The organism is Variovorax sp. PAMC 28711, from assembly GCF_001577265.1.
Classification (GTDB): domain Bacteria; phylum Pseudomonadota; class Gammaproteobacteria; order Burkholderiales; family Burkholderiaceae_C; genus Variovorax.
The window spans coordinates 1,886,781-1,911,096 of record NZ_CP014517.1; the positions used below are offsets into that span (position 1 = coordinate 1,886,781).

19 protein-coding genes and 2 pseudogenes are annotated in these 24,316 nt (G+C 65.8%); 6 read left to right on the forward strand and 15 right to left on the reverse strand.

The window, feature by feature from the left end; all coding sequences use genetic code 11:
- Positions 1-7: 7 nt before the first annotated feature.
- The 6 genes and pseudogenes from AX767_RS09460 to AX767_RS09485 all read right to left on the reverse strand — a co-directional run bounded on the left by AX767_RS09460 (position 8) and on the right by AX767_RS09485 (position 10,637).
- A complete protein-coding gene (locus tag AX767_RS09460) occupies positions 8-898 on the reverse strand; it encodes an OmpA family protein (protein WP_068633539.1) in 891 nt (296 codons plus the stop codon).
- A gap of 26 nt (positions 899-924) precedes the next feature.
- Positions 925-4,467: a beta strand repeat-containing protein gene (locus AX767_RS09465; protein ID WP_068630728.1), complete on the reverse strand. Its 3,543-nt coding sequence runs from the start codon at positions 4,465-4,467 to the stop codon at positions 925-927.
- Between the two features lie 447 nt (positions 4,468-4,914).
- A pseudogene (locus tag AX767_RS22265) lies at positions 4,915-5,208 on the reverse strand (ESPR domain-containing protein); the annotation flags it as partial.
- Between the two features lie 259 nt (positions 5,209-5,467).
- Positions 5,468-6,298, reverse strand: coding sequence for a Crp/Fnr family transcriptional regulator (locus AX767_RS09475; RefSeq protein ID WP_156481007.1), 831 nt, complete (start codon positions 6,296-6,298; stop codon positions 5,468-5,470).
- Positions 6,238-7,092, reverse strand: coding sequence for an OmpA family protein (locus AX767_RS09480; protein ID WP_068630735.1), 855 nt, complete (start codon positions 7,090-7,092; stop codon positions 6,238-6,240). The genes AX767_RS09475 and AX767_RS09480 overlap by 61 nt, the downstream gene beginning before the upstream one ends.
- Before the next feature lie 23 nt (positions 7,093-7,115).
- The gene (locus AX767_RS09485; RefSeq protein WP_068630737.1) at positions 7,116-10,637 is read right to left on the reverse strand and encodes an ESPR-type extended signal peptide-containing protein; all 3,522 of its coding nucleotides are present in this window, start codon (positions 10,635-10,637) and stop codon (positions 7,116-7,118) included.
- Between the two features lie 289 nt (positions 10,638-10,926).
- On the opposite strand from AX767_RS09485, the gene AX767_RS09490 reads away from it, so the two are divergent.
- Together AX767_RS09490 and AX767_RS09495 are read left to right on the forward strand one after the other, a co-directional pair.
- On the forward strand, positions 10,927-11,694 hold the full coding sequence (locus tag AX767_RS09490) for a response regulator transcription factor (RefSeq protein ID WP_068630739.1): 768 nt from the start codon (positions 10,927-10,929) through the stop codon (positions 11,692-11,694).
- Positions 11,684-14,134, forward strand: coding sequence for a CHASE2 domain-containing protein (locus tag AX767_RS09495; RefSeq protein WP_068630740.1), 2,451 nt, complete (start codon positions 11,684-11,686; stop codon positions 14,132-14,134). Before AX767_RS09490 ends, AX767_RS09495 begins: the two co-directional genes overlap by 11 nt.
- Here AX767_RS09495 and AX767_RS09500 read toward each other — a convergent pair.
- From AX767_RS09500 to AX767_RS09535, 8 genes are all read right to left on the reverse strand, one after another.
- Positions 14,077-14,484: an outer membrane protein assembly factor BamE gene (locus AX767_RS09500; RefSeq protein ID WP_068630743.1), complete on the reverse strand. Its 408-nt coding sequence runs from the start codon at positions 14,482-14,484 to the stop codon at positions 14,077-14,079. The two genes, AX767_RS09495 and AX767_RS09500, sit on opposite strands and share 58 nt — an antisense overlap.
- Before the next feature lie 114 nt (positions 14,485-14,598).
- Positions 14,599-15,006 (reverse strand): carboxypeptidase regulatory-like domain-containing protein, encoded by a 408-nt coding sequence (locus AX767_RS09505; RefSeq protein ID WP_068630745.1) that lies wholly within the window; start codon positions 15,004-15,006, stop codon positions 14,599-14,601.
- Entirely contained in the window at positions 15,003-16,256 is a 1,254-nt protein-coding gene (glcF, locus tag AX767_RS09510; RefSeq protein ID WP_068630746.1) for a glycolate oxidase subunit GlcF, read from the reverse strand. The genes AX767_RS09505 and glcF overlap by 4 nt, the downstream gene beginning before the upstream one ends.
- A gap of 6 nt (positions 16,257-16,262) precedes the next feature.
- The gene (gene glcE, locus AX767_RS09515; protein ID WP_068630748.1) at positions 16,263-17,405 is read right to left on the reverse strand and encodes a glycolate oxidase subunit GlcE; all 1,143 of its coding nucleotides are present in this window, start codon (positions 17,403-17,405) and stop codon (positions 16,263-16,265) included.
- 32 nt (positions 17,406-17,437) lie between these two features.
- Complete coding sequence (locus AX767_RS09520) at positions 17,438-18,358, reverse strand: SMP-30/gluconolactonase/LRE family protein (RefSeq protein ID WP_068630751.1); 921 nt, start codon at positions 18,356-18,358, stop codon at positions 17,438-17,440.
- Between the two features lie 73 nt (positions 18,359-18,431).
- Positions 18,432-19,949 (reverse strand): ammonium transporter, encoded by a 1,518-nt coding sequence (locus AX767_RS09525; protein ID WP_269465560.1) that lies wholly within the window; start codon positions 19,947-19,949, stop codon positions 18,432-18,434.
- Between the two features lie 28 nt (positions 19,950-19,977).
- Positions 19,978-20,316, reverse strand: a complete 339-nt coding sequence (glnK, locus tag AX767_RS09530; protein ID WP_068630752.1) for a P-II family nitrogen regulator — start codon at positions 20,314-20,316, stop codon at positions 19,978-19,980.
- A gap of 68 nt (positions 20,317-20,384) precedes the next feature.
- Positions 20,385-21,284 carry a TorF family putative porin gene (locus tag AX767_RS09535; protein WP_443082778.1) on the reverse strand — a complete coding sequence of 300 codons (900 nt, stop codon included), beginning with the start codon at positions 21,282-21,284 and terminating at the stop codon, positions 20,385-20,387.
- Between the two features lie 219 nt (positions 21,285-21,503).
- Between AX767_RS09535 and AX767_RS09540 the strand changes: the two are divergent.
- Positions 21,504-21,701, forward strand: a pseudogene (locus AX767_RS09540) (magnesium chelatase domain-containing protein); the annotation flags it as partial.
- Between the two features lie 356 nt (positions 21,702-22,057).
- Here AX767_RS09540 and AX767_RS20995 read toward each other — a convergent pair.
- Positions 22,058-22,360, reverse strand: a complete 303-nt coding sequence (locus AX767_RS20995) for a helix-turn-helix domain-containing protein (RefSeq protein ID WP_168164815.1) — start codon at positions 22,358-22,360, stop codon at positions 22,058-22,060.
- 576 nt (positions 22,361-22,936) lie between these two features.
- On the opposite strand from AX767_RS20995, the gene AX767_RS21330 reads away from it, so the two are divergent.
- The 3 genes from AX767_RS21330 (at position 22,937) to AX767_RS09555 (ending at position 24,024) form a co-directional block, all read left to right on the forward strand.
- Complete coding sequence (locus tag AX767_RS21330; RefSeq protein WP_156481008.1) at positions 22,937-23,212, forward strand: BPSL0761 family protein; 276 nt, start codon at positions 22,937-22,939, stop codon at positions 23,210-23,212.
- Positions 23,213-23,276: 64 nt separating this feature from the next.
- On the forward strand, positions 23,277-23,678 hold the full coding sequence (locus AX767_RS09550; protein ID WP_068630758.1) for a hypothetical protein: 402 nt from the start codon (positions 23,277-23,279) through the stop codon (positions 23,676-23,678).
- Positions 23,679-23,703: 25 nt separating this feature from the next.
- A complete protein-coding gene (locus tag AX767_RS09555) occupies positions 23,704-24,024 on the forward strand; it encodes a hypothetical protein (protein ID WP_068630760.1) in 321 nt (106 codons plus the stop codon).
- The last annotated feature ends 292 nt before the right edge of the window (positions 24,025-24,316 follow it).

Here is a 24,316-nt window from a genome sequence, read left to right on the forward strand (position 1 = left end):
CCGGATCTCACTGCTCCGCGGACACCTCGATGTCGACGCGGCGGTTCGGCTGCAGGCAGCTCACCAGCGCAGGGGTTGCCCTGGCGCCGTCGCAGGTCGCGACCGGGCGACGCTTGCCCTCGCCCACCGTGCGGATCCGCTTGCCGTCGAGGCCTTGCGCCACCAGCAGGTCGCGCACGGTGTTGGCACGCGAGAGCGAAAGCGCATCGTTGTAGCTGTCAGAGCCCAGGCGATCGGTGTGCCCGGTCACGACCACGCCGTTGAGCTTGCTGCCGCTGCGCTGCAGCTCGGCGCCCAGTGCTTCGACGCGGCGCTTGCCCTCGGGCAGCAGGTCGGCCAGCGCGCTGCGATCGAAGCGGAACAAACCGTCGGCCGCCAGCGTGATCTTGCGCGGCGCAGCCGGTGGCACGACCACGGCGACCGGCTTCACTTCCACCGGGTTGAGCAACGCGGCGCAGGCCGGATTCTTCCAGTACATGCCGTGGGTCAACACGTCGCTGTTGAAGCGAACCATGTATTGGCAGGTGATGAACTCCGGGCCCTTGCCGGTGCGAAAGTGAAAGATGTAGTTCCACTCGCGCACGCCGAAGATGCCTTCGCTGAAGTGCGGCCAGTTGAGCAGGTCGCGCACCTGGTCCTTGCCCATGCCGGTGCGCATCGCGCGCAACGCCTCGAGGCTCGGGAACGTGCCCTGTTTCCACTTGGCCGATTCGAGCGCCGGGAAATCCTTGTCCGTCGGCGGCGCCGGGTTGTCGGCCGCGGCCCGCGCCTGGCCTTCGGGTGTGATCGTGTGGCTCGGGCTGGCACAGCCTGCGAGCAGCGCGACCGCACAGGCGGCGAGCGTGAAAGAGAACGCCCTGGCGGCGCGTGGTGCAAGTGATGGGGTCGATGTGTTCATGGTGAAAGCTCCCTCGTTCTTGTTGTTCAATTGAAGACCCATTCGGCGCCCACGGTGGCCGCCACGCCGGCGCGGCTCAGGCCCACGCCGCCCGTCAGGCTCCATCCGTTGTTGTCCGCCGTGCGGCGCATGCTCACGCCGACAGCGCTTTCGCCCTTGAAGACGCCGTATCCGATGCGCATGACCGTCTTGCCCGGCACGTAGCTGGCCGGCATCTGCACCGCCATGGCGGCGGCGACACCGGCGTAGGCGTTTTTCGAGACGCTGTCGATGCGGTTGTCGAGCTGCGCGGCCCGGGTGTTCGTGTACGCGTTGGCGGATGCCACGCCGCTGTTCAACTGGTTCACGTTGACCGCGTCGGTGCCCGCCACGCCGGGTGCCACGTTGTGCACCGAGACCGGTCCCGTCGTGTTGCTGCCGCCCAGCGACACGCTGTTGTAGTTGGTCGTGCCGTTGGCGTTGGTGTCGTACTTCACCGCCGTGTTGTCGATGTTCTGCACCGTGGTCTGCACCGCCTTGAGTTGCGACACATTGACCGCATCGCTGTCGACCGTGCCCGCGGCCACACCGTTGATCTGGCGGAACTGGCCTGCCGCCGCGTTGCCGACCGACACGCCGGCCAGCGTGCTGGTCGTCGCGTTGATGGCGGCGGTCTGCGCCGTGCTGGCACCGTTCGGCACGTAGCCGGCGGCACCGGGCACCGTGCTGGCGACCGAGCCTGCACCCAGCGCCACGCCACCCGCGGTGTTGACCACGCTGCCCGCGCCGATCGCCACGCCCTGCACGCCCAGCGCGCTGGCCTGGGTGCCCAGCGCGATCGAGTCCGCCGACACGCTGCGCGCCGCCTGGCCGATGGCGATGCCGCCCGGGGCCGAGGCTTGCACCGTGGCGCCGTTGCCGATGCCCACGCCGTTGTTGCCGTTGACCACCGTTTGCGGTCCGACCGCAACGGACTCCATGCCAACCGCCAGCGAGTCCGGCGCGCTGGAGTTGGCATGGAAGTACTTCGTCGGCGTGACAGCAAAGGAACCCAGTGCGCCGGTCAGCTGGCGCAGCGTGACGGCGTCTTGCGCCTCGGTACCGTCCGCCACGTTCGTGATCTGACGGTAGCTCGTGGCGTTGCCCACGGAGACCGCGCCGAGCAGCGTCCGGTCCGTGGTGTTGTAGGGGATGAGCGCGGTGCTCGAGGTGATCTGGCCGCTGGTGCCGGCGATGGCGCGGTCGGAAACGGAGCCTGCCCCCAAGGCGACCGAATTGAGAACGTTGGCCTTGGCCTCGTAACCCAATGCGGTGGAATTGGCGGCGCCGCCTGCGCGTGCACCGACGAGGACCGAATTGGCTGCGCTGTCTTGCGTGTCATGGCCGATCGCCACAGTGTCCGCAAACTGGGCCATGGCGCCGTAGCCCAACGCCGTGCTGCCGAAATCGCCGGCCCAGCTGCCGTAGCCGACGGCTGTAGCGCCGCCAGTGCCGACCGCCGACGCGTTAGAGCCAATCGCTACACCGCCAGCGGCCGAAGCCTTGGCTTCCGTCCCCATCGCGACCGCGAAGTCGCCCCCTGCGGATGCCTTTTCACCGGCGGCCATGGCCTGTAGCCCCGTCGCGCCGTCGTTGTCGGCGTTGCTCCCTACCCCGGAGCTCACGCCTTGCACGCTGTAGTACTTGGTCTTGTTGGCCGCCACCGTGGTCGACAGGTTGTTGATCGCGTCGTTCGTCGCGTACAGCTGCGAGCCATTGATGGCATCGGTGCTGGTTCCGCTGATCCGGCCAGCAGCGACATTGGTGACGGTGCGCACGCCGTTCACTGCCGCGCCCGTGCCCACGCTGACCGTGCTGGTCGCGTCGGTCCCGGCGAAGACGTACGGGGTGCCGCGGATGGTCGTGCCCGCGGTGTTCACCACGGCCGCCGTGACCGAGTTGGCGCCGAGCGCCACGTCGCCGACGTTGGCCACCGCTTTGGCCTGGTAGCCCAGCGCGGTGGAGTTGGCAGCACCGTTGGCACGTGCGCCGACCAACACCGAATTGATTGCACTGTCTTGCGTGTCGTGCCCGATGGCCACGGTTTCCGCAAAAGAAGCGGCCGCGCCATGCCCGATGGCGGTGCCGTCTTTCCCGCCGACATAGGCCGCATAGCCCACCGCTGTGGCGCCCTCACTGGCCGCAGTCGAATTGGCACCGAGTGCTGTGCCACCTGGGCCCGACGCCTCACTCACCGCGCCCATCGCAACACTGAGGTTGCCTGCCGCGCTCGAAAGCTCGCCGGCGGCCATCGATTGCAGACCGGTCGCGCCGTCGTTGTTGACATTGCTTCCCACGCCGGTCGCTGTGCCGTTCACGCTGTAGTACTTGGTCTTGTTGGCGGCAACCGTGCCCTCCACCGCCTTCAGCTGCGACACATTCACCGCATCGGTGTTCAACGTGCCGGCCGCGACGTTGGTGATCTGGCGGTACTGCTTCGTGGTCGCGTTACCGACCGAGATGGCACCATAGGTTTTGCTGGCGGTCGCAGCGATCGCCGCGGTCTGCGCAGTATCGGCATTGGTTGGCACATACCCTGCCGCACCGCCGGCGATGCTGGCAACAGAATTGGAACCCAGCGCCACCGAGTCGGACACGTTGGCTTTGCTCAGAAAGCCGATGCCCACCGCCCCGCTGCTCGACGCGCCCGCCGCCGCGCCGATCGCGATGGCGGTGGTGTTGCTGGCGGTCGCGCCATTGCCGACCGCGACCGCGCCGCTGCCTGAAGCCGTGCTGCCAGCGCCAAGGGCCGTGCTGGTACTGCCAGACGCGGTGCTGCCGGTGCCCAACGCGGTGGCATCTGAGTTCAACGCTTTGCTTTCATAGCCGATCGCGGTCGACTGCACGCCGCTCGCTATGCTGCCAACGCCCAGTGCAGACGCACTGGTGGCTGTCGCCTTGCTGCGCGTGCCGACCGCCACCGTCAGCGAGTCGTTGGCAGTCGCGCCGTTGCCGATCGCGACCGTGCCGTCCGCATAAGTGTTGACGATGGCAGTTGACCCCAGTGCCTGCGCGTTCAGGCCCAAGGCGACCGAACCCGAGCCCGTCGCGGTCGCAGTGTCGCCGATGGCGACGCTGCTTGCCGAATTGGTCAGCACCTTGGCACCCACGCCCATGGCGATCGCGTTTTTACTGCTGGCCGCCACCGACGCATTCTTGCCTGAGGCGATCGCGTCGGCACCCGCAGCGCCGAGGTTGTCCTCGTTGGTTCCACCGGTCGAATTGACGCTGTAGTACTTGGTCTTGTTCGCGGCAGCCACGGCTTCGGCGGCTTTCAACTGCGAAACGTTGACCGCGTCGCTGTCTGCGGTGCCCGCCGCGACCGCATTGATCTGGCGGAAGATGCCGCCGGCCGCATTGCCGACGGACAGCGCGCCCTGCGTACCTTTCGTTGCCGTGATGGCTGCAATCTGTGCGGCGTCTGCATTCGACGGCATGTAGCCGAGAATCCCTGCTGCGGTGCTCGCGGCTGACGCATTGCCCAATGCCACGCCACCCACAGCGGTCGCCACGGTGTTGTTGCCCAACGCCATGGTGTTGGCGATTCGCACGGTTCCGGGGCTCGCTTGCGCATTTGTACCGATTGCGATGGCACCTGTTACTCCAAGCGCACTGACCATGTCGGCGCCGGCACGCGCACCCGAGCCAATTGCGATTTGGCTTGAATTAACGCCAGCGCCGGCTGCCGGCGTTGGGCCGGCGACGGCGGTTGGGCCAATCGCCACAGAGCCATTGTTGGCGCGCGAAGAGTCGCCAATTGCAACAGCGCCTGAACCGGTGCCTTCTGCCTTGGCACCGATGACGACGGTCGCAAAGCCTGAGGTGTTGTTCGGAATGCTTCCAAACCCGCCGCCGCTGGTGGCCCCGGCGCCGATCACGACACCTCCGGCACCTGTGGGCGTGTTGTCTGTGAATTTGGCGCCTCGCCCCATCACAACGGTGTCGATGCCGACGGTCGATGTGTCTTTCCCGATGGCGACCGAACCATTGCCCGCCGCTGTCGCAGTGTTGCCGACAGCGACCGCGTTCGCGCCAGAAGCGACGGCCGCATTGCCGCAAGCCACTTCGAAGCCGGAACCGCTGGTCGTGCCCACCGGCGCACCACCGACCGGATTCACACAAACCGCATCCTGCGCAGCCGCGTCGGTCGGCATCAGTCCGGCCATCATCAAGGCCGCAGACACTGCCACCACTGCGCCCGACGAGCGTTTTCCGCAAGACCGCGTCAGTTCGGAAGCGGCGACCCAGGCGCCGAGCGATGCATTCCAGATGGATTTGTAAGACCGGTTCATTGACACTCCTCGTTGGTTTTGTTTCCAACAGAAACAAATTCCTGTCAGCCGAAAGTGAGTATCAAAGTGACGTCAGCGTCTAAAAAGTCAAAAACAAACAATGTGGAACGCCTGCGACGCTCAAAAATAACAATGCGTGACAAATTGCGCAAAAAAATCAGCCCCACTCCCGGCAATGGCTGGGTGAATGTGAAGGTAATTGTCAATAACTGTTAATTGCTCCGTTCCATGGGAGGGAGAACCCCACGGCGGCAATTCGTCAAACGCTTTGGTCTGCAATCTTCGAAAGTACGTCGGGTTGCAGGATGGTGATGGTGTTGTAGGCACACCCGATCACGCCGGCTGTTTCCAGTCGATGCAGTTCCTTGTTCACCGTCTGGCGCGACACGCAGAGCATGTCGGCAAGATCGTCCTGCGAGAGACGCAGCTTGAGCAGCGTTCCCGCCTGGCGCTGCACGCCGAAGAGTTTCGACAGCCGCCGCAAGGTGGCTGCAATGCGGTGGTCGGCACCGCCGATCACCACCTGGTCGAGCACGGTGCCGATGAGTTGCGCCTTGCGGTCGATGGCGAATTCGCACACGTCCCGCCATCGCATCGGCTCCGAATCGAACAAGGTGTGCAATTCGCTGCAGGGCATGTGCACGACAGATGCATTCTCACGCGCGACGTAGCCGTATTTGACGGGCGTCTCCGCGAACAGCCGAACCAGGCCAATGACCTCGCCGGGCCCTGCGATGCCCATGACGAAGCGCCGGCCATTGGCCGCGACGAGGCTGATTTCCAGCAATCCGGAGACGGCGAGCAGCACGTGATCGGCTGTGCCGATGCACGTCGAGACCGCGTCGCCGCGCCGGTACTGCCGAAGACTGCTCCCCTTCGCGAGCCGCTCTATCCACTCGGCAGAAGCGCGGGAAAAAAGTCGGGATGCCGACAGCGCGTTACGGATCAACGCCATTAAATCTGCAGGACGCGGCTCGCTGCTCATGGGTTGCTCCGTATCGCGTTGCGGTTCGCGGACATCGACTGCGGTCAGCGCGCAGCGTCTCGCCCGGTCACTTCGATCTCGACGCGGCGGTTCGGCTGCAGGCACTGGATCAGGGCCGGCGTGATGCGCTCGCCCGTGCAGTCCTTCACCGGCTGCGATTCGCCGACATCCGACGAGCGGATCAGCTCCGGCGCAACGCCGTTCTGCGTCATGTAATCGCGCACGGTGGCGGCGCGCGCTCGCGACAGGGCGAGGTTCTCTTCGTTCGATCCGATGCGATCGGTGTGGCCGGTCACGACCACGGCCGTCGGCTGGACCTTGCCGGCACGGATGCCGGCGGCCATGGCGGTCAGCTTTTCGCGGCCGCCCGGCAGCAGGTCGGCCAAGGCCGAACGGCCAAACACGAAGAGGCCGTCGGCGGCCAGCGTCACGCGCTGGCCCGCGGTGGCGGTGGCAGGCACAGGCGCTGCGGCCACCAGTGCGGGCGGATTGGCGATCTGTTCGCACGCCGGGTCGGCCCAGTGCGTGCTGACCACGACGTCCTTCTCGTCGAAGCGCGTCTTGAACTGGCAGGTGACGTACTTGTCGCCCTGGCCCGTGTAGAAGTTGAACGCGTAGTCCCACTCACGCACGCTGAAGATGCCTTCGCTGAAGTGCGGGTTGCCCAGTTGCAGACGCACCTGGTCCTTGTTGAGACCGGGGCGCACACGGCGCGTGTGGTCGGGGCCGACGAAATCGCCGGTGTGCAGGTACGAACTGTCGAGCGACGGGAACGTGACCTGTGCCGGGTCGGCCGCGTACGCCGGTGCGGCGAGGCAGACGACGAGCGCGAGTGCCATGCCACCGATGGTGGCGGCGTAGGCCGTGGCAGGTTGCCACTTGAAGCTGGATTTGGACATGATGAATAACCGTTGAATTGAGATCAGTTGAAGACGCCGGAGATACCGACACGCGCACCCACACCGCCGCTGGAGACCGACACGCCGCCGGTGATGCTCCAGCGACCGTTGTCGGCGGTGCGGCGCAGCGTCACCGCTGCAGCCGTCTGCTGCTGGTAGTAGCCGAGGCCTGCCGAGTAGGTCAGCTTGCCGGCCACGTAAGGCGCGCTTTCCATCGCCATGGCGGCGGCGGCACCGGCGTAAGCCTTCTTCGCCACGCCGTCGATCTGGCCCTGCACCGCAGCGACCTGCTGGTTGGTGTACGCATTGGCACTGGCGACGCCCGCGTTCAACTGGTTGACGTTGACCGCATCGGTGCCGGCCACGCCGGGTGCCACGTTGTGGACCGAGACGGGCCCGGTGTTGTTGCCGAGGGTCACGCCGTTGTAGTTGGTGCTGCCATCGACGTTGGTGTCGTACTTGACCGTGCCCTTCAACTGCGAGACGTTGACGCCGTCGGTGTCGGCCACGCCGGCCTTCACGTTGGTGATCTGCCGTTCGTTGCCGACCGAGCCGACCGACACCGAGTTGGCGCGGTCTGCCACCGAGCCCATGCCCAGGGCCACCGAGTTGGCGGCCGTGGCCGACGCGCCGTTGCCCAGCGCCGTGCTGTTGACACCGGAGGCCGTCGAGCTGTTGCCGACCGCGGTGCTGTTGTTGCCCGACGCCACCGAGCCTGCGCCGCCCGCTGCGGAGTTGAGGCCGGTCGGCGACGGCGGCGGGGTGTTCGTGTCCTGGCTGACCTGGAACATGCCCTTGGCACCGTTGTTGATGTTGGTGATGTCACCGGCAATTTCGGTGATCCGGCCGTCGGTGTAGGTGTTGGCTTCCTTCACCGCGCCGTCGAGCTGGCGCAGGTTGACCGCGTCGGTGGCCAGCTTGCCGTCGGCCACGTTGCTGATGGTGCGGGTCTCGCCGGTCGCCGCGTTGCCGACCGACACCGTGCCGACCGTGTTGTTCACCGCGTTCGAGTACTTGCCGGTGTAGCTTTCTGCGCCGCGGCCGCCGTCGTTCGCGCCTTGGCCGAGGGCGACCGAACCGGCACCCGATGACGTGGCGCCGTTGCCCACGGCCGTGCTGCCGGTTGAAGATGCGGTGCTGTCGTTGCCCAGCGCCATCGCGCTGTTGCCGGAGGCCTTCGCATTCGCACCGCCCGCCACCGACTTGGTGCCGGTGGGCAGCGGTGGCGGCGAGTTGTAGTCCTGGCTGACCTGGAACATGCCGGCCGCGCCGTTGGAGATGTTGACGATCTTGCCGTCCACCGCCTTGAGCTGGCTCAGGTTGACGGCATCGGTGTCGTCGGCGCCTGCGGCCAGGTTGGTGATGCGGCGCTCCTTGCCGGCCGAGCCGACCGACACTTCGCCGATGGCGGTCGTACCGACGATCGGCAGGGCGACGCCGGTCGCGCTCAGCGGCTGCCAGCCGGTCTTGGCGATCGTGGCGCCGGTGGCCACCGAGTCGTTGCCGAGGGCGATGCTGTTGTCACCCGTGACGTTGGCGTTCGAACCGATCGCCACGCTGTTCTTGCCCGAGGCGACAGCGCGCGGGCCGGCCGCCACGCTTTCCGCACCGATGGCCTGGCTGTCTGCCAGCACCGAGTTGGCGTGGAAGTACTTGGTGCCGCCGTTGAAGAGGTTGTTGACAGCCAGGTTCGTGGCGTTGAGTTGCGAGCCGTTTACCGCGTCAGTCGAGGTCATGCTCAGTTGGCCGGCCGAGACGTTCTGGATCTGGCGCGTGCTGCCCAGCGCACCCACCGACACCACGCCGACCGACGTGCCGCCGGCGAAGTTGTACGGCGTGCCGCCGATGGTGGCGCTGGCGGTGTTCACTGCGGCGGTCGTCGTTGCGTTGCTGCCCAGCGCGACGCTGTCGGCGATGCTGGCGGTGGCGCCGCGGCCGATGGCCACTGCGTTGGCAGCCGAGGCGGTGGCGTTGTAGCCGAGGGCGCTGGAGCCCACCGCTTGTGCGTGTGCGTCATCGAGTGCCAAGCCGGTGTCGTTGGTGCGCACATAACGCACGCCCTTGCCGTTGTTGGTGATGTAGGTGTTGTCGACCGGGCCGGTGATCTGGAACAGCTGCGCGCCGTTGATCGCGTCGGTGCTGGTCGCGTTCACGGCGCCCTGGCTCAGGTTGGTGATCTTGGTGCCGCCGGTCAGGCCGCCGTCCGCCGAAGTGGCGCCGGCCAACGTGACGGTGTTCTTCGGGTCGCCGAGCGAGCCGTCGTACTTCACCGTGCGGTCGTCGAGCGCCTTCAGCTGGCTCACGTTGACGCCGTCGGTGTCCGCGCCGCCAGCGGCGACGTTGGTGATGCGGCGTTCCGCGCCGGCCGTGCCGATCGAAATTTCGCTGGTGGCTGTGGGGGCCTTGATGGCGGTGATCAGGCTGCCGGTGGGCACGAAGGCGGCGGTGCCGAGCGTGGCGCCGTTGGCGATCGAGTTGGAGCCCAGGGCGATGTTGCCCACGCCGGTGGCCGATGAGTTCGCGCCGATGGCGACAGCCTTGTCCGAGTTGGCCAGGGCGTTGGTGCCGAAGGCGACGGTGTCGTTGATGGCCAGCGTGCCGACCTTTGTGCCGGCCTGATTGCAACCATCGACCAAAGGCACGCACACCACTGTGCCGCCCGGCGTGATGGTGGCGCTGCCGGCGTTCTTGCCGACCGCCACGTTGCCGCTGCCGGTCACGCCGACACCGGCGTTCGTGCCCATGGCCGAGTTGTCGGCACCGCTGACGAACTGGCCCGCGCCCGCGCCGAATGCGTTGTTGAAGACGCCATTCATGGTCCAGCCTTCAGCCGTAGTGAGCTGGTACGCCTTGCCGCCACCCGTCACATAGTTGCCGGCGGCATCGCCGAGTGCGGTGTTGCCGCTCGACGAGGCGTTCTGGCCGGCCCGGTAGCCCACCGCCGTGTTGTCGTTGCCGCCGGCTGCGCCGGCCCAGTTTTGACCCGCACGGGTGCCGACATTGGTGTTGCGATCGCCGACAACGCCCTGGCCGCTGAAGCTGCCGAGGCTGGTGTTCAGGCTGCCCTTGGTGCCGTTGCCTGCGGCGTAGCCGCCCAGCAGCGTATTGGAATCGCCGGTGACATCCTGGCCCGAAAGGTATCCGAGGACAGAGTTGTACTGCCCTTGCATCTTGGTACCAGCGCCGTTGCCGATGACAGTGATGTACGCGCCGTTCATGTTCTGACCAGCGCCGTTGCCGATCACCACGATGTCCTGCCCCGTGGTGCCCGTGCCTGCCGAACCGCCGATCGCGGTCATGCTGGTTCCGGCCGCCTGGGCGTTGTTGCCCAGCGCAATGGCGGAAGTACCGGTCGCCGTTGCACCCAACGTGCCCCCCGTCGTCTGCACCACATCACCCGCCATCGCAAGCGAGCTGCCCATGGCCAGCGTGGTGGCGATCAGCGCGATCGAGCCGCTGCGCTTGCCCTGTGACTTGACGGCTTCCGAAGCCGCGACCCAGGCGCCGAGCGCCTCATTCCAGATTGACCGATATGACTTGTTCATGATTTTTAATCCCTGTTGCGTTACGGCACCGACGCCGCGTGTCTACGAATTCACCGGGAGATTCCGGCGCCGTCCTTCCCTGAATCCAGGGCAGGCGCCGATGGTTGTCGAGCGCCCCGGGGCGAACAGGAGCGCTGCGAGACTTCGTCAGAATTGAGCTGAAAGGATTGGGCAAAAGCGGTGCTAGTTCACATTTCGGCGGCGCGCGCCAGCCCTCCGGCAGCAGCCGAACGCTACGAGGCCGTGACATTGGGTTCCACTAAGGCCCTGTCACACATCCACCCTCGTCATGCGCATCGCAGTCCTCGAAGACGACCCTCATCAACTGACGCACGCCGTGCAGGCGCTCGACCGCCATCTCGCGATCGCCGATGAGGAGATCTCCACCATTCCCTTCGAAAGCGGCGAGGCCTTGCGCCGCGCGCTTCGCACCGAAACCTTCGACGCGCTGATCCTCGATTGGGGCGTGCCCGACCTCGACGGCATCGACCTGTTGCGCTGGCTGCGGTGGATCAAGCAGGACGACGTGCCGGTGCTCATGCTCACCTCGCGCGGTGCCGAGCGCGACGTGGCCGAGGCACTCGGCCTGGGTGCCGACGACTACGTCGCGAAGCCGTTTCGTGCCATCGAACTGTGCGCACGCGTGCGGCGCCTCCTGACCCGACGCCTCGCCGGCCCGGCCGGCAGCGCGTCGGCCGCGCCGATCATCAGCACCGAGCGCTTCGGCCCCTGGGTGTTCGATCGCTCGACGCTGAGCGTGACCATCGACACCACGGCGCAGACCTTCGTGCTGACCGATCGCGAGTTCAAGCTGGTGCTCGCCCTGTTCCGTCATCTCGGTCGGCCGGTCTCGCGCACGTACCTGCTGGAGAGTTCGGGCCATCGCGGCGACGCGGTGTCGTCGCGCGCACTCGACAGCCACATCTACCGCCTGCGCAACAAGCTCGGCCTGCACGCCGGCAACGGCGTGCGATTGCAGACGGTGTACGGACAAGGCTACCGGCTCGAATGGGCAGACGAATCGGCCGACCGCGAGCCGTTGGCGCATGCGGGCTGACGGCCGCTTCATGCGACGGCGGCTGCTCACCGACTCGCTGCTGATCGCGCTGCTGCTGCCGCTGTTGCTGCTGTGGCTCGACGGCCGAACCGGCTTGCCGGAAGCCAATCGCATGGTCTACGACCGCCTGCTGCAGACGCTGCCGGCCACCGCCTCCGGCGATGTCGTGATCATCGGCATCGACAAGCGCAGCATCGACGCCATCGGCCCGCTGCCCTGGCCGCGTTCGGTGCACGCCGAGTTGCTCGAACGCCTTGCGCCGGCGGCACCCCGCTCGGTGCTGTTCAACGTGTTTTTCGATGCCGGCAGCGCGCGACCCGAGGACGACCAGCGCCTGGCCCGCGCCATCGGCGCGCTGCCCGTCTACCTGCCGCTGGACTACACCCATCCATCGGCCGCAGCGCCGGGCGTTCGCACCGGCTTCACCGACCCGCTCGCCATGCTCGCGCAGCATGCGGAGGGAATCGGCCACGCCAACGTCGCGCCGGATGCCGACGACCGGGTGCGCACCATCTTTCGCTACGAAGGCACCGCCGAGCGGCTGGTGCCCTACGTCGGCCTGCTCATGGCCACCGGCGCGCAAGACGCGTCGCCGGCCAACCCCGTGTTCGCGCCTCGCGGCGACTGGAGCAAGCTGTCGCGCTTCGGCTTCCGGTTCGCGGGACCGGCCGGCACCTACCGGACGGAATCCTTCATCGACGTGCTGCGCGGGGCGGTGTCTGCGGACAGCCTTCGCGGCAAGTACCTGATGGTCGGTGCGCTGGCGGACTCGCGGGTGAACGACCAGCTGGCCGTGGTCGGCGTGGGCGCGCGCAGCAGCATGCCGGGCGTCGAGATCCATGCCAATGCTTTCGATGCCTTGCGCCAAGGTCGCACCCTCGAGTTCCCGACGCCGGTCGCCGGCACATTGTGGAAGGTCGTGCCGATCTGGATCGCGCTCGCGCTGTTCCTGCTGAGTGCGCGGCATGCGCTGGCCAGCGCCATGCTGCTGGTCACCGGCTGCGCGTTGCTCGCGCTGATCGCCGTGTCGCAGGCGCATTACATGCCGCCGATCGCCACCTCGATGGCCGGCATCGCACTGAGCTACCTGCTGTGGAGCGGCCGGCGTTTCAGCGCGATGCTGCTGTTCTTGCGGCAACGCATCGATGCGCTGAATGCCGTGCCATCGGGCGCCTTCGAACCGCCGACCACGCCGCGTGCAGTCGCGCTCGATGCGGTCGAAGAACGCGCGCACAGCCTCGACCGGGCCATCCAGCGATTGGTGGGCCTGCAGGCGATGCTGAACGAGAGCCTGCAGATGATGCCGGTGGCGGTCGCGGTGTGCCGCGCCGACGGCGTGATCGCGCAGAGCAACGCCGTCGCGCGCCAGCTGTTGACGGGGCAACCTGCCATTGCCGGCCCTGCCGGCGCCGGCGATCCGCTCGAGGGGCGAAACCTCCTCGACATACTCTCTCGCATGCAGCGAAAGACGATTTCAGACGGGCTGCAAGCCGACGCCGCCGACCGCTGGGCGCAGGCGATGGACGGCGAATACACCACCGCGGGCCACGATGTGCTGCGCGTGCATGCGGTGCAGCTCGCCGGCCTCGGCGATGCGCCCGGCACGCACCGGGTCGTGGTGCTGCGCGACCTGACGACCGAACGACGGGTGCAGGGCGAACGCGAGCGCTGGTTCGCGTTTCTTTCACACGATTTGCGCAGCCCGCAGGTGTCGATTCTGAGCCTGCTCGCACTGCACGCCGACCAGGAAAGCGGCCGCATCGACACCGCGCAACTGGTGCAGGGGGTCGAGCGCCAAGCGCATCGCACGCTCGCACTCACCGAGAACGTGATGAGCATGATCGAGACCGCCGCCAGTCGCCAGGACCTGTCGGCCATTCCGATGGGGGACGCGGCGATGGACGCCATCGACGCGAGCTGGCACTACGCGCAAAGCCGCGGGGTGTTGCTGGCGCCGATGCTCGGCGATGACGACTGCATCGTGCGCGCCGATCGCCCGCTGTTGACCCGCGCGATCCTCAATCTGCTGACCAACGCGATCCGTCACAGCGCACCGGGCCGCACGGTGCATGTGTGCATGAGCCAGAGCCAGTCCGCCCTGCACGGCGGCGCGGTCGGGGAGGCGGTGTTGTCGGTGCGCGACGAAGGCGAAGGCATGTCCGCGGAGAAGCTGGCCCGCATCCTGAAAACCGATGCGCGTGAAAGAGCGCCGGGACAGCCGGCGCATGCGCACGACGTCCAGGGCTGGGGCATCGGGATGTCGGTGGTGCACGCCGTGATCGAGCGGCATCGCGGCTGGCTGGACGCGCACAGCGCACCGGGCGTCGGCAGCACGTTTTTGCTGGGCCTGCCTTTGCAGGCGCTGTCGATGGAGGAAGCCGACTATTCGAGGAACACGCCGCAATCGGCCGGCAACCAGCGCATGCTGCCGACCCTGTAGTCGGCATCGAACAGCAGCTTGTACTGGCAGGTGGTGAGGCCGCCGCCGCTCTTGAAGTCGAGCCGGTAATCCCACTCGCGCACGCCGGCGATGCCTTCGTCGAACTGGGGCGTTCCGAGCAGCGCAACGACCTGGTCCTTGTGCATGCCGGTGCGGATCAGCCCGAGCTTTTCGCGCACCACCGCACGGCCCGGCTTGCGCAGCGCCGGATCGTGCGAAATGGCCGGAAAGACGATGCGCTGCGCGCTTGTGCCGTCATCGGCGATGCCCCGGCTGGGGTTGTTGGTAACGCAGCCGTGCAGTGCAAACAGTGTGCAGGCGCCGAGCGCGCCGATCCGCCAGATTTTCATTCGTGACTCCCTGAGCGGCCATGATGCCGCGCGAACAGGGAGCGACGCGAACCCGGGGCGAACGCCGGCCCGCGGGTCGTTACTTCCTGCGCACTCTGCGCGGATACCTGCAGGTCAGAAGCGGAAGTCTGCCGTCTTGGGCGTGTCGCCGACCGTCACCGGCTGCTTCTGCGTGGTGCCTTGCGCGGTGGCCTGGACGGTGTAGCGACCCGCCGGTACGTCGACGAGGCAGACCGGACCCGTGGCGCGCAGGGTGAACCCGGGTGCGCCGCCTTCGCGCTGGATCGCGACGTCGACATCGGCCACATAGGCGCCGTCCTGGCGTGCGAACAGCAACGACAACGGATGGGACTTCATCGCGGCGCGGAAAGCGGTCGATTCATCGGAGCCGATGCCGCCGCAAATCCAGCGAAAGGCGCCCTCGCCTTTCATGGCGGGCATCGCGGGTGGCGTTTGCGCCTGCGCCTGCAGCGCGCCGGCCATGCACAACGCGGCGGCGATCAACGGGATTCGGTTCTTCATGCGGAGGGCTCCTTGGGCGAAGACGCCTCCGTCAAGGCCGCATCGAGCACCTCGATCCAGTGCTTCACGGCCACGGTGCTGCCGCTTTGCAGATGGGTGATGCATCCGATATTGGCCGAGACAATGGTCGTCGGTTGCAACTGGTTCAAGTGTCCCAGCTTGCGGTCACGCAACGTGTAGGCGATTTCCGGTTGAAGCACCGAATAGGTGCCGGCCGATCCGCAACACAGGTGCGACTCGCTTCGCGCGACCTGCACGTCGAAACCGAGCGCGCGCAGATTCACTTCGACGCCGCCGCGCAACTTCTGGCCATGCTGCAAGGTGCAGGGCGGGTGATAGCCGACCACGCCGGTGGGCGCCTTCACGCGGCCCTTGAGCACCGGCACCAGGTCGGGCAGCAGCTCGCTCAGGTCGCGCGTGAGTTCGCTGACGCGCCGCGCTTTGAGCGCATAGGCCGGATCGTCGCGCAGGATGTGGCCGTACTCGCGCACCGTGACACCGCAACCCGATGCGTTCATGACGATCGCCTCGACTTCGTCGCGCTCGACTTGCGGCCACCACGCATCGATGTTGGCGCGCATCTGCGCCTTGGCGCCGTCCTGGTCGTTCAGGTGGAACTTGACGCCGCCGCAGCAACCGGCTGCGCGCGCGATCACGGTCTGGATGCCCGCCGCATCGAGCACCCGGGCGGTCGCGCTGTTGATGTTGGGCATCATCGACGGCTGCACGCAACCGGCCAGCATGAGCACCTTGCGCGCGTGCGTGGCGGTCGGCCAGGTGCCGGCGTCCTGTCTGGCGGGCACCTTGGCCTTGAGCGCCTCGGGCAGCAGCCCGCGCACCGACTGGCCCAGCTTCATGGCCGGGCCGAACAGCGGCGACGGCAGCGCTTCCTTCAAGAGCCAGCGCGTGGCCGATTCCACCGCGGGGCGCGGCACCTTCGCATCGACGATCTTGCGGCCGATGTCGACCAGGTGGCCGTACTGCACGCCGCTCGGGCAGGTGGTCTCACAGTTGCGGCAGGTGAGGCAACGGTCCAGATGCAGCTGCGTGCTGCGCGTCGGCGTCTTGCCTTCGAGCACCTGCTTGATGAGGTAGATGCGTCCGCGCGGGCCGTCGAGCTCGTCGCCGAGCAGCTGGTAGGTCGGGCAGGTCGCGGTGCAGAAGCCGCAGTGCACGCATTTGCGCAGGATCGCCTCGGCTTCCTGGCCGTCGGCGGTGTCGCGAAATTCGGGAGCGAGTTCGGTTTGCATGGAAGGTCAAAGGTCCCGATAAAAGCGGCCGCGATTGAAGATGCGGTGCGGATCGAATTCGTGCTTGAGCGCGCGATGGATGCGCGCCAGCGGCGGGCTCAACGCGTCGAACTTTGGAACGGAGTCGGTCGCAGCGCCAAGCGAGTCGGGCGATGCGGCAGCGAACAGCGTCGCACTGCCGCCCGCCGCCCGCGCCGCGTCTCGCAGCGCCTCAGCCTGCCCGCGCGCGGCACAGTACCAACGCTGCCCGCCGTGCCATTCGATCAACGGCATGCCGTCGAGCGCCAGCACCGGCGCGGTTTGCGGCACCGACAGCCGCCACAGGTCGGCAGCGCCATCGTCGACAAGGCGTGCGGCGAACCAGGGATGCTGCTGGTCGCGCAGCGACTGCCAGAAGGCCGCTGCCTGCTGCGCATCCTGCCTCTCGCCGCCCAGATGCCCGCATGCCGCTTCGACCGCAGCCACCGCCCCGCGCAGACGCAGCGCGAGCCGGCCGACGCCATCGGCCTCGTGCCAGGCGCTCGCGTTCAGCGGCAGCGGCCGGCCGCCCCATTCGTTGAGCAGGCGCAACGCATCGGCCTGGCTGCAGTCGAAACTCAGCGTGGCCTCGGCCGGCGCCACCGGCAGCACCTTCAGGCTCACTTCCGCGATGAGGCCCAACACGCCGAGCGAACCGGCCAGCACGCGCGAGACGTCGTAGCCCGCGACGTTCTTCATGACGGTGCCGCCGAAGCTGAGCACCTCGCCGCGTCCGTTGACCAACGTCGCACCGAGCACGTAGTCGCGCACCGCGCCGACGCTCGCGCGGGACGGACCGCTCAGGCCCGCCGCGACCATGCCGCCGACGGTGCCGCCGCGCACGCCGGGGTTGGCAGGATGGGCGAAGCGCGGCGCCTCGAAAGGCAGGCACTGCCCGTGTTCGGCCAGCAGCGCCTCGAGTTCGGCCAGCGGCGTGCCGGCGCGCACGGTGACCACGAGTTCGCTGGGTTCGTAGCTGGTGATGCCGTGCAGCTCGCTGGTGACCAGCGGCTCGCCTTGCGGGGCCTCGCCGTAGAAGTATTTGGTGCCGCCGCCGCGGATGTCGAGCGGGGTGGCGTCGGTGGCGGCCGCGCGGATGCGATCGGCGATCTGGCGAAGGGCTGGATCCATGAGGGCGATCGTACCGCTGGCGGCCGCGGGCTTCAGTCTTCGAAGAAGCTCACCGACATGCCGGGCGTCGCGACGTGCATCGACACCACGCAGCCGGAAGCGGGCCGCTGCTCGATCTCTTCGGCCGGGCGGCCGCGGCGGGCGCTCGTCACGAACAGTGTTTTCAGGTCGTCTCCGCCAAAACACGGCATGGTCGGGCATTGCACCGGCGTGGCAATGGCCGCGACCTGCTCGCCCGCAGCGTTGAACCGAAGCAACTGCCCGCCTTCGAACATCGCGGCCCAGTAGCACCCTTCGGCGTCGAGCGTGGCGCCGTCGGGCCGGCCCTGGTAGCGCACCGGCGACGACGGCGTCCAGCCCGAAGGCTTCGGCGCGAACTGCTGGAACACGCGCGGGTTCGTGAGCGTGTTCGGCTCGCTGTCCCAGTCCCACGCGCGGATCGCATGCGCTGCGGTGTCCGACCAGTAAACCGTGCGCCGGTCCGCCGAAAACGCGAGGCCGTTGGCGGTGGTCGCATCGCCCGCCATCGCGGTGACCGACGGCGCCTTGCCGTCCCGCGCGTCGAGACAAAAGAGCGTGGCGTTCGGCCGGTCCTTGGCCTCGTTCAACGTGCCGGCCCAGAAGCGGCCGAGCGCATCGCACTTGCCGTCGTTGAAGCGCATCGTGCGGGTGTCGTAGTCGACGCCGGCCAGCAGCGTGAGTTCACCGCCCCATTCGCGCGCCCGGTAGATGCCGTCGCGCAGCGCGATCACCAGACCGCCACTGCGTGCGGGCGCCATGCAGCCGGGTTCGCTGGGCAGCAGCCATCGCTCGACCGTCGCCATGCCGATCTCGCCGCGGGTGCGCAGCACGGCGCGACCGGGAATGTCCACCCAGTACAGCGAGCGCTCCTGCGGATGCCAGAAAGGGGATTCGCCAAGCTCGCACTGGCTGTCTTGAAGGGTGGTCCACATCGAGCGAATTGTGCGCGCTCAATGCAAAAGGCCCGTCAGAGACGGGCCTTTTGCTGATCGCGAAAACCGAGAATTAGCGGTTGTACGCGGTCTCGCCGTGCGACGAGATGTCGAGGCCTTCGCGCTCTTCTTCTTCCGTCACGCGAAGACCGATCGTCAGGTCGGCGATCTTGAAGGCGACGAAGGAAACCACACCCGACCACACGATGGTGAGGAGCACAGCCTTCAGCTGGATCCAGACCTGCGGTCCGATCTCGGTGGTCACGACGGCAGCCGTGACCCAGTCGCCGACGATGCCGGGGCCGCCGAGCGACTGCGTGTTGAACACGCCGGTGAGCAGGGCGCCGACGATACCGCCGACACCGTGCACGCCGAACACGTCGAGCGAGTCGTCCGCGCCGAGCAGCTTCTTGAGACCATTGACGCCCCAGAGGCAGGCGAAGCCGGCGACGAAGCCGATCACGATCGCGCCCATCAGGCCGACGTTGCCGGCGGCCGGGGTGATCGCCACGAGGCCGGCGACGGCGCCCGAAGCGGCACCGAGCATCGACGCCTTGCCGCGAATCAGCGCTTCGCCGATGCACCATGCGAGCACGGCGGCGGCGGTGGCCGAGAAGGTGTTCATGAAGGCGAGCACGGCGCTGGTGCCGGCTTCGAGGGCCGAACCGGCGTTGAAGCCGAACCAGCCCACCCACAGCAGCGAGGCACCGACCATCGTCAGCGTCAGTGAATGCGGCGTGAAGGCTTCCTTGCCGTAGCCCACGCGCTTGCCGATCACGAAAGCACCGACCAGACCGGCGACGGCCGCGTTGATGTGCACCACCGTGCCGCCTGCGAAGTCCAGGGCGCCCATCTGCCAGATGTAGCCGGCCTTGGCGTTCATCGCGTCGACCACGTCCTTGCTGGCGTAGGCATCCGGGCCCATCCAGTACCAGACCATGTGCGCGATCGGCGCGTAGCTGAAGGTGAACCACAGCACCATGAACAGCAGGATGCCGCCGAACTTGGCGCGCTCTGCGAAGGCACCGACGATCAGGCAGCAGGTGATGCCGGCGAAGGTGGCCTGGAACGCGGCGAACAGCAGTTCGGGGATGTAGACGCCCTTGCTGAAGGTCGCGCCGGGTGCGAACACGCCGGTGGCCGGATCGAAGATCCCCTTCATGAAGAGCCGGTCGAAGCCGCCGATGAAGGCATTGCCCTCGGTGAACGCGAGGCTGTAGCCGTAGACCAGCCACAACACGACGATCAGCGAGAACGTGACCATCACCTGCATCAGGACCGACAGCATGTTCTTGCTGCGGACCAGGCCGCCGTAGAACAGCGCGAGGCCGGGGATGGTCATCATGATGACCAGCAGCGTCGACAGCATCATCCAGCTGGTGTCGCCCTTGTCGAACTTGATCGCGGGTGCAGCGGCTGCGGCATCGGCAGCAGGTGCCGTGGCAGCCGCGGCGGCGGGTGCCACGGCCGGCGCGGCAGCGGCAGCCGGGGCCGAGGCCTCGGCGGCAGGCGCGGGCGTCTGGGCGAAGCCAGACACGCCGGCAGTGAGCACGCTCAGGCCGAGCGCGAGGGAGACGAGCAGTTTTTTCATTTCGGTTGTTCTTTCGTGCCGTGAATGATCAGAGGGCTTCGCGGCCCGTTTCGCCGGTGCGGATGCGAACAACCTGCTCGAGGTTGTAGACAAAAACCTTGCCGTCGCCGATCTTGCCGGTGCGTGCAGCGCCTTCGACCGCCTCGATCACGCGCTCGACCAGATCGTCGGAAATGGCCGCTTCGATCTTGACCTTGGGCAGAAAGTCGACGACGTATTCCGCGCCGCGGTACAGCTCGGTGTGGCCCTTCTGGCGACCGAAGCCCTTGACCTCCGTCACGGTGATGCCCTGCACGCCGATGGCCGACAGCGCTTCGCGCACTTCGTCCAGCTTGAATGGTTTGATGATGGCTGTGACCAGCTTCATGATTTTTTCTCCTTGAGATGAGTCGATCGGACGCGGCGGCATGGTCCGCGTCCGCCTTCTGTGTTGGCTTAGAAGGTCTTGGTGAGCGTGACGATCAGGCGCGGCTTGTTGATCGACTGCGAGGTCGCGCCGTAGATGAAGGAGCCGTCGCCGTAGACGTCGACACCCGTGCCGGTCGACAGAAGGTACGAGTCCTTCTTGTTCGCGCCTTGCACGGCGCCGGTGAGCGCCAGGCCACCACCGAAGTCCCAGGTGCCGCCCAGGCTGTAGTCGACGTAGCTCTTGTAGCCAATTTCGCGGATGTCGCTGGACATGCGGGTGTAGCCGACGGCCGCCTTCAGCGTCAGGTGCGGGATCACTTCCTTGGCGTACGACAGGTTCAGGTAGCCCGTGCCGCGGCCCGACGGACGCGAACCGAACGGGTTGAGGTACGGGTTGTAGGTGTTGGCGCCGGCGTAGCCGAAGTAGTCCTTGGAGACGGTGTGCGAGTACTTCAGCGTCAGTGCGCCCAAGGCTTCGTCGCTGTAGGTGCCAGCGCCGTAGACCTCGGTCGTGTTGCCGTTCTTGTTGCCCGGGTAGATATACGTCAGCACGCCCACGTCCCAGTCGATCGGGCCGCCCTTGAACTTGTAGCCGCCGTAAATGTCGCTTTCGATGCTGTTGCCCGAGAGCCAGTTCACGCTGGAGTTCCAGTTGCCGACATAGAAGCCGCTTTCATGCGCGTAGTCGAAGCCACCTTGAATCGCCGGCTTGATACCGCGCTTCTTGTAAAAGCCGTTGTTCCCGATCTGATCCTGGTCCTGGCCACGGAACTTGTAGTTGCTCGTGAGCGAAATGTTGGCGGTCAGAGGAGAGACGACCGGCGCCGGCTCGGCGGCGGGCGCAACAGCGGTCTGGGCCAGAACGGCTCCCGACGCGGTCAAAGCTGTGGCCAATGCAACCAGGGTCTTGGCGGCGGAACGATGCATCATCGGGAAACTCCTCGAGGGGGTTGAAAATGGGGTTTGAATCCTGTTCAAAGCAGGGAGCGTGCCAAAGTCCACAAGCGGCGTGTCGCCAAAATGACCCGCGGCGCGGCGCGCCCTTTAAATAGTTACCTGACTGTTTCAAGCTGCCGCGGAACTTTGGAAGCCCGGCACGGTGGACCGGCGATTGCGGAATGCACCATCTTGGTGAAAGGGAGTGGAATGAGTTTGTCTTTGGTGCAAAGCCGTGCATTGCTGGGTCTGGAAGCGGCCAGCGTGACCGTCGAGGTGCATCTGGCCAATGGCCTGCCCAGCTTCACGCTGGTCGGCCTGGCCGATGTCGAAGTCAAGGAAGCGCGCGAACGCGTCCGCTCGGCCATCCAGAACGCCGGGCTCGAATTCCCCAACAACAAGAAGATCCGAAGTAGCCAAGCAGCTTTTTGAGACACGTAGTGGGGTGCAACGCCCCGGTTCGAATCTGGTTTCTCCCAAAAAGGATAGGAAAGGCAAGCCCCAAAGGGGCGCGTCAGTCTGCGGACTTCGGGGGGCGCGGGGGGCGGGGAAAACCTGTGAATAACTCTGTATAGCTTGTGATCAACTGCTCGAGGGCGCAGTTATCGTGGGCTGGCTACCTGCAAGCAATTTTCCACATTGAGGGCATTGACGCCTTCAGCCGCCAAGCCCACCGGGTTTTGTAAGGTCTCAGAGGCTGCTGGGCAACTAGCTCAACGACAGAGGCGTCTTCTCAACGGTCGAAAGGACTTTGACCGGAATGCCTACTTCGCAATCTTCCCTTCCGTTGCTGACTTCCTCTTTTTGGCCTTTTCAGGCCGGGCTAGCAAGGAGGAGGGATCGACTTCCAAGCTTCGAGCTAGCTTTTCGATGTTGTCGACCGAGACGTTTACCCGAGCGCGCTCTACCTGACTGATGAATGTCCGATCTAGCTCGGCTGCGAACCCAAGTTTCTCTTGAGAAAGCCCTCTCTGCACCCGGTACGCGCGGACGTTGTAAGCGAGCACATCGCGAAGCGAATGCAAAGGAGTTGACTTAAGAGGGCCTTGCAGTGGTGGTGCCACCATGCAATCTTTCCGTTATGATGGCGATACATCTACGGCCTTTGCGTCACCTATCAGAGGGTTGACTCGTCTATTGCTGTTAGCGGTACACCGATGCCGCTCGCTTCCACGCACAGTGCGCATTTGATCCATGTTCACAACACCAGCATCCAGAGTCGCGCCCGCCGACTGGTCAGAGGGCCAACTGCAGTTCTCAATCGCACACTTGAGAGCAGTGGACCCAATGTTTCTTTGCACTTGGTACCGCGACGCCACGGAACAGGGAGAGGAAGCAGGCTACGGAGGATTTCTTTGCACCAAGGAAGAACTCCACAGGTTCTTGCTAGCTGAAGATGTTCCTCAGCTCGTAGGAATCCAGGTGCTCACCCGATCGAGTGAAGTCGGTTGGTCCATGCGAACCGCCCTTACGGTTGCGCACTGCATTGCCGATGGATGCGAGCCCGGCGACTTGGCATTCGGTGACGACATTGAGTTGTTTGACAGCTGGACATCCCGCCTCCCAAGTTCGGCAGCCTTCATACCGCTGTGGAGCGCGCCGCAACTGCAGACCGGTGGCACCCAAGTTCAACAAGTCAAGAAATGACAGTGCCCTACGAACGCCGAAGGGCTATTGAATGGGCAGGACAAGCTCTGCGTGACATGCGGTCCGAAACCAAGGACGCAACGCTGTGGGGGGCTGCCGTTCCTGAAAAGCTACGGCAGCTTGCAACGCAGATTCTTCGGCATTACCCAACACCGGAGCAAATTGACGCGGCGACTGGCATGGACGATGTGCCAGTGAGCGGGTGGATCGCAGGCGAGCCCGGCGATCGCGAGAAGCCCACCGAGAGCGATCGTGATTCTCACCGTGGATGACAACCTCCTCCTCATTAACGACCGCCGCTTCAAACTCGGCAAAACTCAGCAGTGAAGAAAGACGATGACGTCGGAAGAACTCAAGTCGAAGTATCGATACATGTTCGAAGGACCCAACATTGGCTTGGACATGTACGAAGGGTGGACGCCGATCCTTGCGCAGGCGTGCGCGGAGATTGACGCGATCCTAGGAGAACACAAGCAAGGCTTTCACTTCTCTCAGCTCAAAGAAAAATACGGGAGCGCACGTTACTACTTCGACGCTGGTTCTGTTGATAACGAAGCATTGGAGCGAATTCAGATCGCGCTAGACCAAGCGGAGCAGGCGACCGAAACCGCATGCATGTGTTGTGGAAGCCCGGCCGTCATTGAAAAGTACGGTGGATGGTTTCTGTGCCTTTGCGATGCGCATGCCGTCGAACGCCGCGCAAAAATCTTAGAGCGGCCGACGAACCCGCGCACGTAGACAAGCTGTAGAACCGACGTGACTGATGGCCGAGCAAAGACAACGTCGCTACAAGCACACCGGCAGCGCGGTGCCTGACTTCAGTTTTACCGAATGCTACGACTGCGAAAGCAGAACCCTGACGATCTCGGCTCAGGACTTTGACAGCGTTGCGATTGGCGATCTCGTGATTCACAACGACTACGGGGTAGTTGCCCACGAGGATGAATTGGGCCCATTTGTGCACCCGTCGGCGTCTGTGATCGTCGAAATAGCAAGTGCTCGATTTAGCGCCCGTATCGTTCGACAGCGTAGGTACGGATTGGAACGTGAGGAGCAAGTGACTGTGAGGCTGAGCATGCTGTGAACCATGCGCATGACGATGCCTAGCTCGTGCAGTCATCGCGGATCTCCGCGGCTGTCCACACAGATCCACGGAAACTATTTTCTAGGAATGCGCCAGTGCTGTGCTCGTGGCAGAGAGATGCCCATGGCCCGGCTGCGTTCGTGATGATCGAAGGTGACCCGCACACAATACACGACTCTCGAAGCGCCAACTCCCCACGGAGCACAACCTCATGGATTTCGACCGCGGACCGCTCAAACGAATCGACGGGCTCGCACACTACCCGTGTCACTGCATCAGGCCGATGCGCGTG

What these genes read in the sequence shown, in the direction of transcription:
- AX767_RS09460 (WP_068633539.1), bottom strand. Translation starts at nt 898, where the DNA reads ATGAACACATCGACCCCATCACTTGCACCACGCGCCGCCAGGGCGTTC.
- AX767_RS09480 (WP_068630735.1), bottom strand. Translation starts at nt 7,092, where the DNA reads ATGTCCAAATCCAGCTTCAAGTGGCAACCTGCCACGGCCTACGCCGCC.
- AX767_RS09485 (WP_068630737.1), bottom strand. Translation starts at nt 10,637, where the DNA reads ATGAACAAGTCATATCGGTCAATCTGGAATGAGGCGCTCGGCGCCTGG.
- AX767_RS09490 (WP_068630739.1), top strand. Translation starts at nt 10,927, where the DNA reads ATGCGCATCGCAGTCCTCGAAGACGACCCTCATCAACTGACGCACGCC.
- AX767_RS09495 (WP_068630740.1), top strand. Translation starts at nt 11,684, where the DNA reads ATGCGGGCTGACGGCCGCTTCATGCGACGGCGGCTGCTCACCGACTCG.
- AX767_RS09500 (WP_068630743.1), bottom strand. Translation starts at nt 14,484, where the DNA reads ATGAAAATCTGGCGGATCGGCGCGCTCGGCGCCTGCACACTGTTTGCA.
- AX767_RS09505 (WP_068630745.1), bottom strand. Translation starts at nt 15,006, where the DNA reads ATGAAGAACCGAATCCCGTTGATCGCCGCCGCGTTGTGCATGGCCGGC.
- glcF (WP_068630746.1), bottom strand. Translation starts at nt 16,256, where the DNA reads ATGCAAACCGAACTCGCTCCCGAATTTCGCGACACCGCCGACGGCCAG.
- glcE (WP_068630748.1), bottom strand. Translation starts at nt 17,405, where the DNA reads ATGGATCCAGCCCTTCGCCAGATCGCCGATCGCATCCGCGCGGCCGCC.
- AX767_RS09520 (WP_068630751.1), bottom strand. Translation starts at nt 18,358, where the DNA reads ATGTGGACCACCCTTCAAGACAGCCAGTGCGAGCTTGGCGAATCCCCT.
- AX767_RS09525 (WP_269465560.1), bottom strand. Translation starts at nt 19,949, where the DNA reads ATGAAAAAACTGCTCGTCTCCCTCGCGCTCGGCCTGAGCGTGCTCACT.
- glnK (WP_068630752.1), bottom strand. Translation starts at nt 20,316, where the DNA reads ATGAAGCTGGTCACAGCCATCATCAAACCATTCAAGCTGGACGAAGTG.
- AX767_RS09535 (WP_443082778.1), bottom strand. Translation starts at nt 21,284, where the DNA reads ATGCATCGTTCCGCCGCCAAGACCCTGGTTGCATTGGCCACAGCTTTG.
- AX767_RS20995 (WP_168164815.1), bottom strand. Translation starts at nt 22,360, where the DNA reads ATGGTGGCACCACCACTGCAAGGCCCTCTTAAGTCAACTCCTTTGCAT.
- AX767_RS21330 (WP_156481008.1), top strand. Translation starts at nt 22,937, where the DNA reads ATGACAGTGCCCTACGAACGCCGAAGGGCTATTGAATGGGCAGGACAA.
- AX767_RS09550 (WP_068630758.1), top strand. Translation starts at nt 23,277, where the DNA reads ATGACGTCGGAAGAACTCAAGTCGAAGTATCGATACATGTTCGAAGGA.
- AX767_RS09555 (WP_068630760.1), top strand. Translation starts at nt 23,704, where the DNA reads ATGGCCGAGCAAAGACAACGTCGCTACAAGCACACCGGCAGCGCGGTG.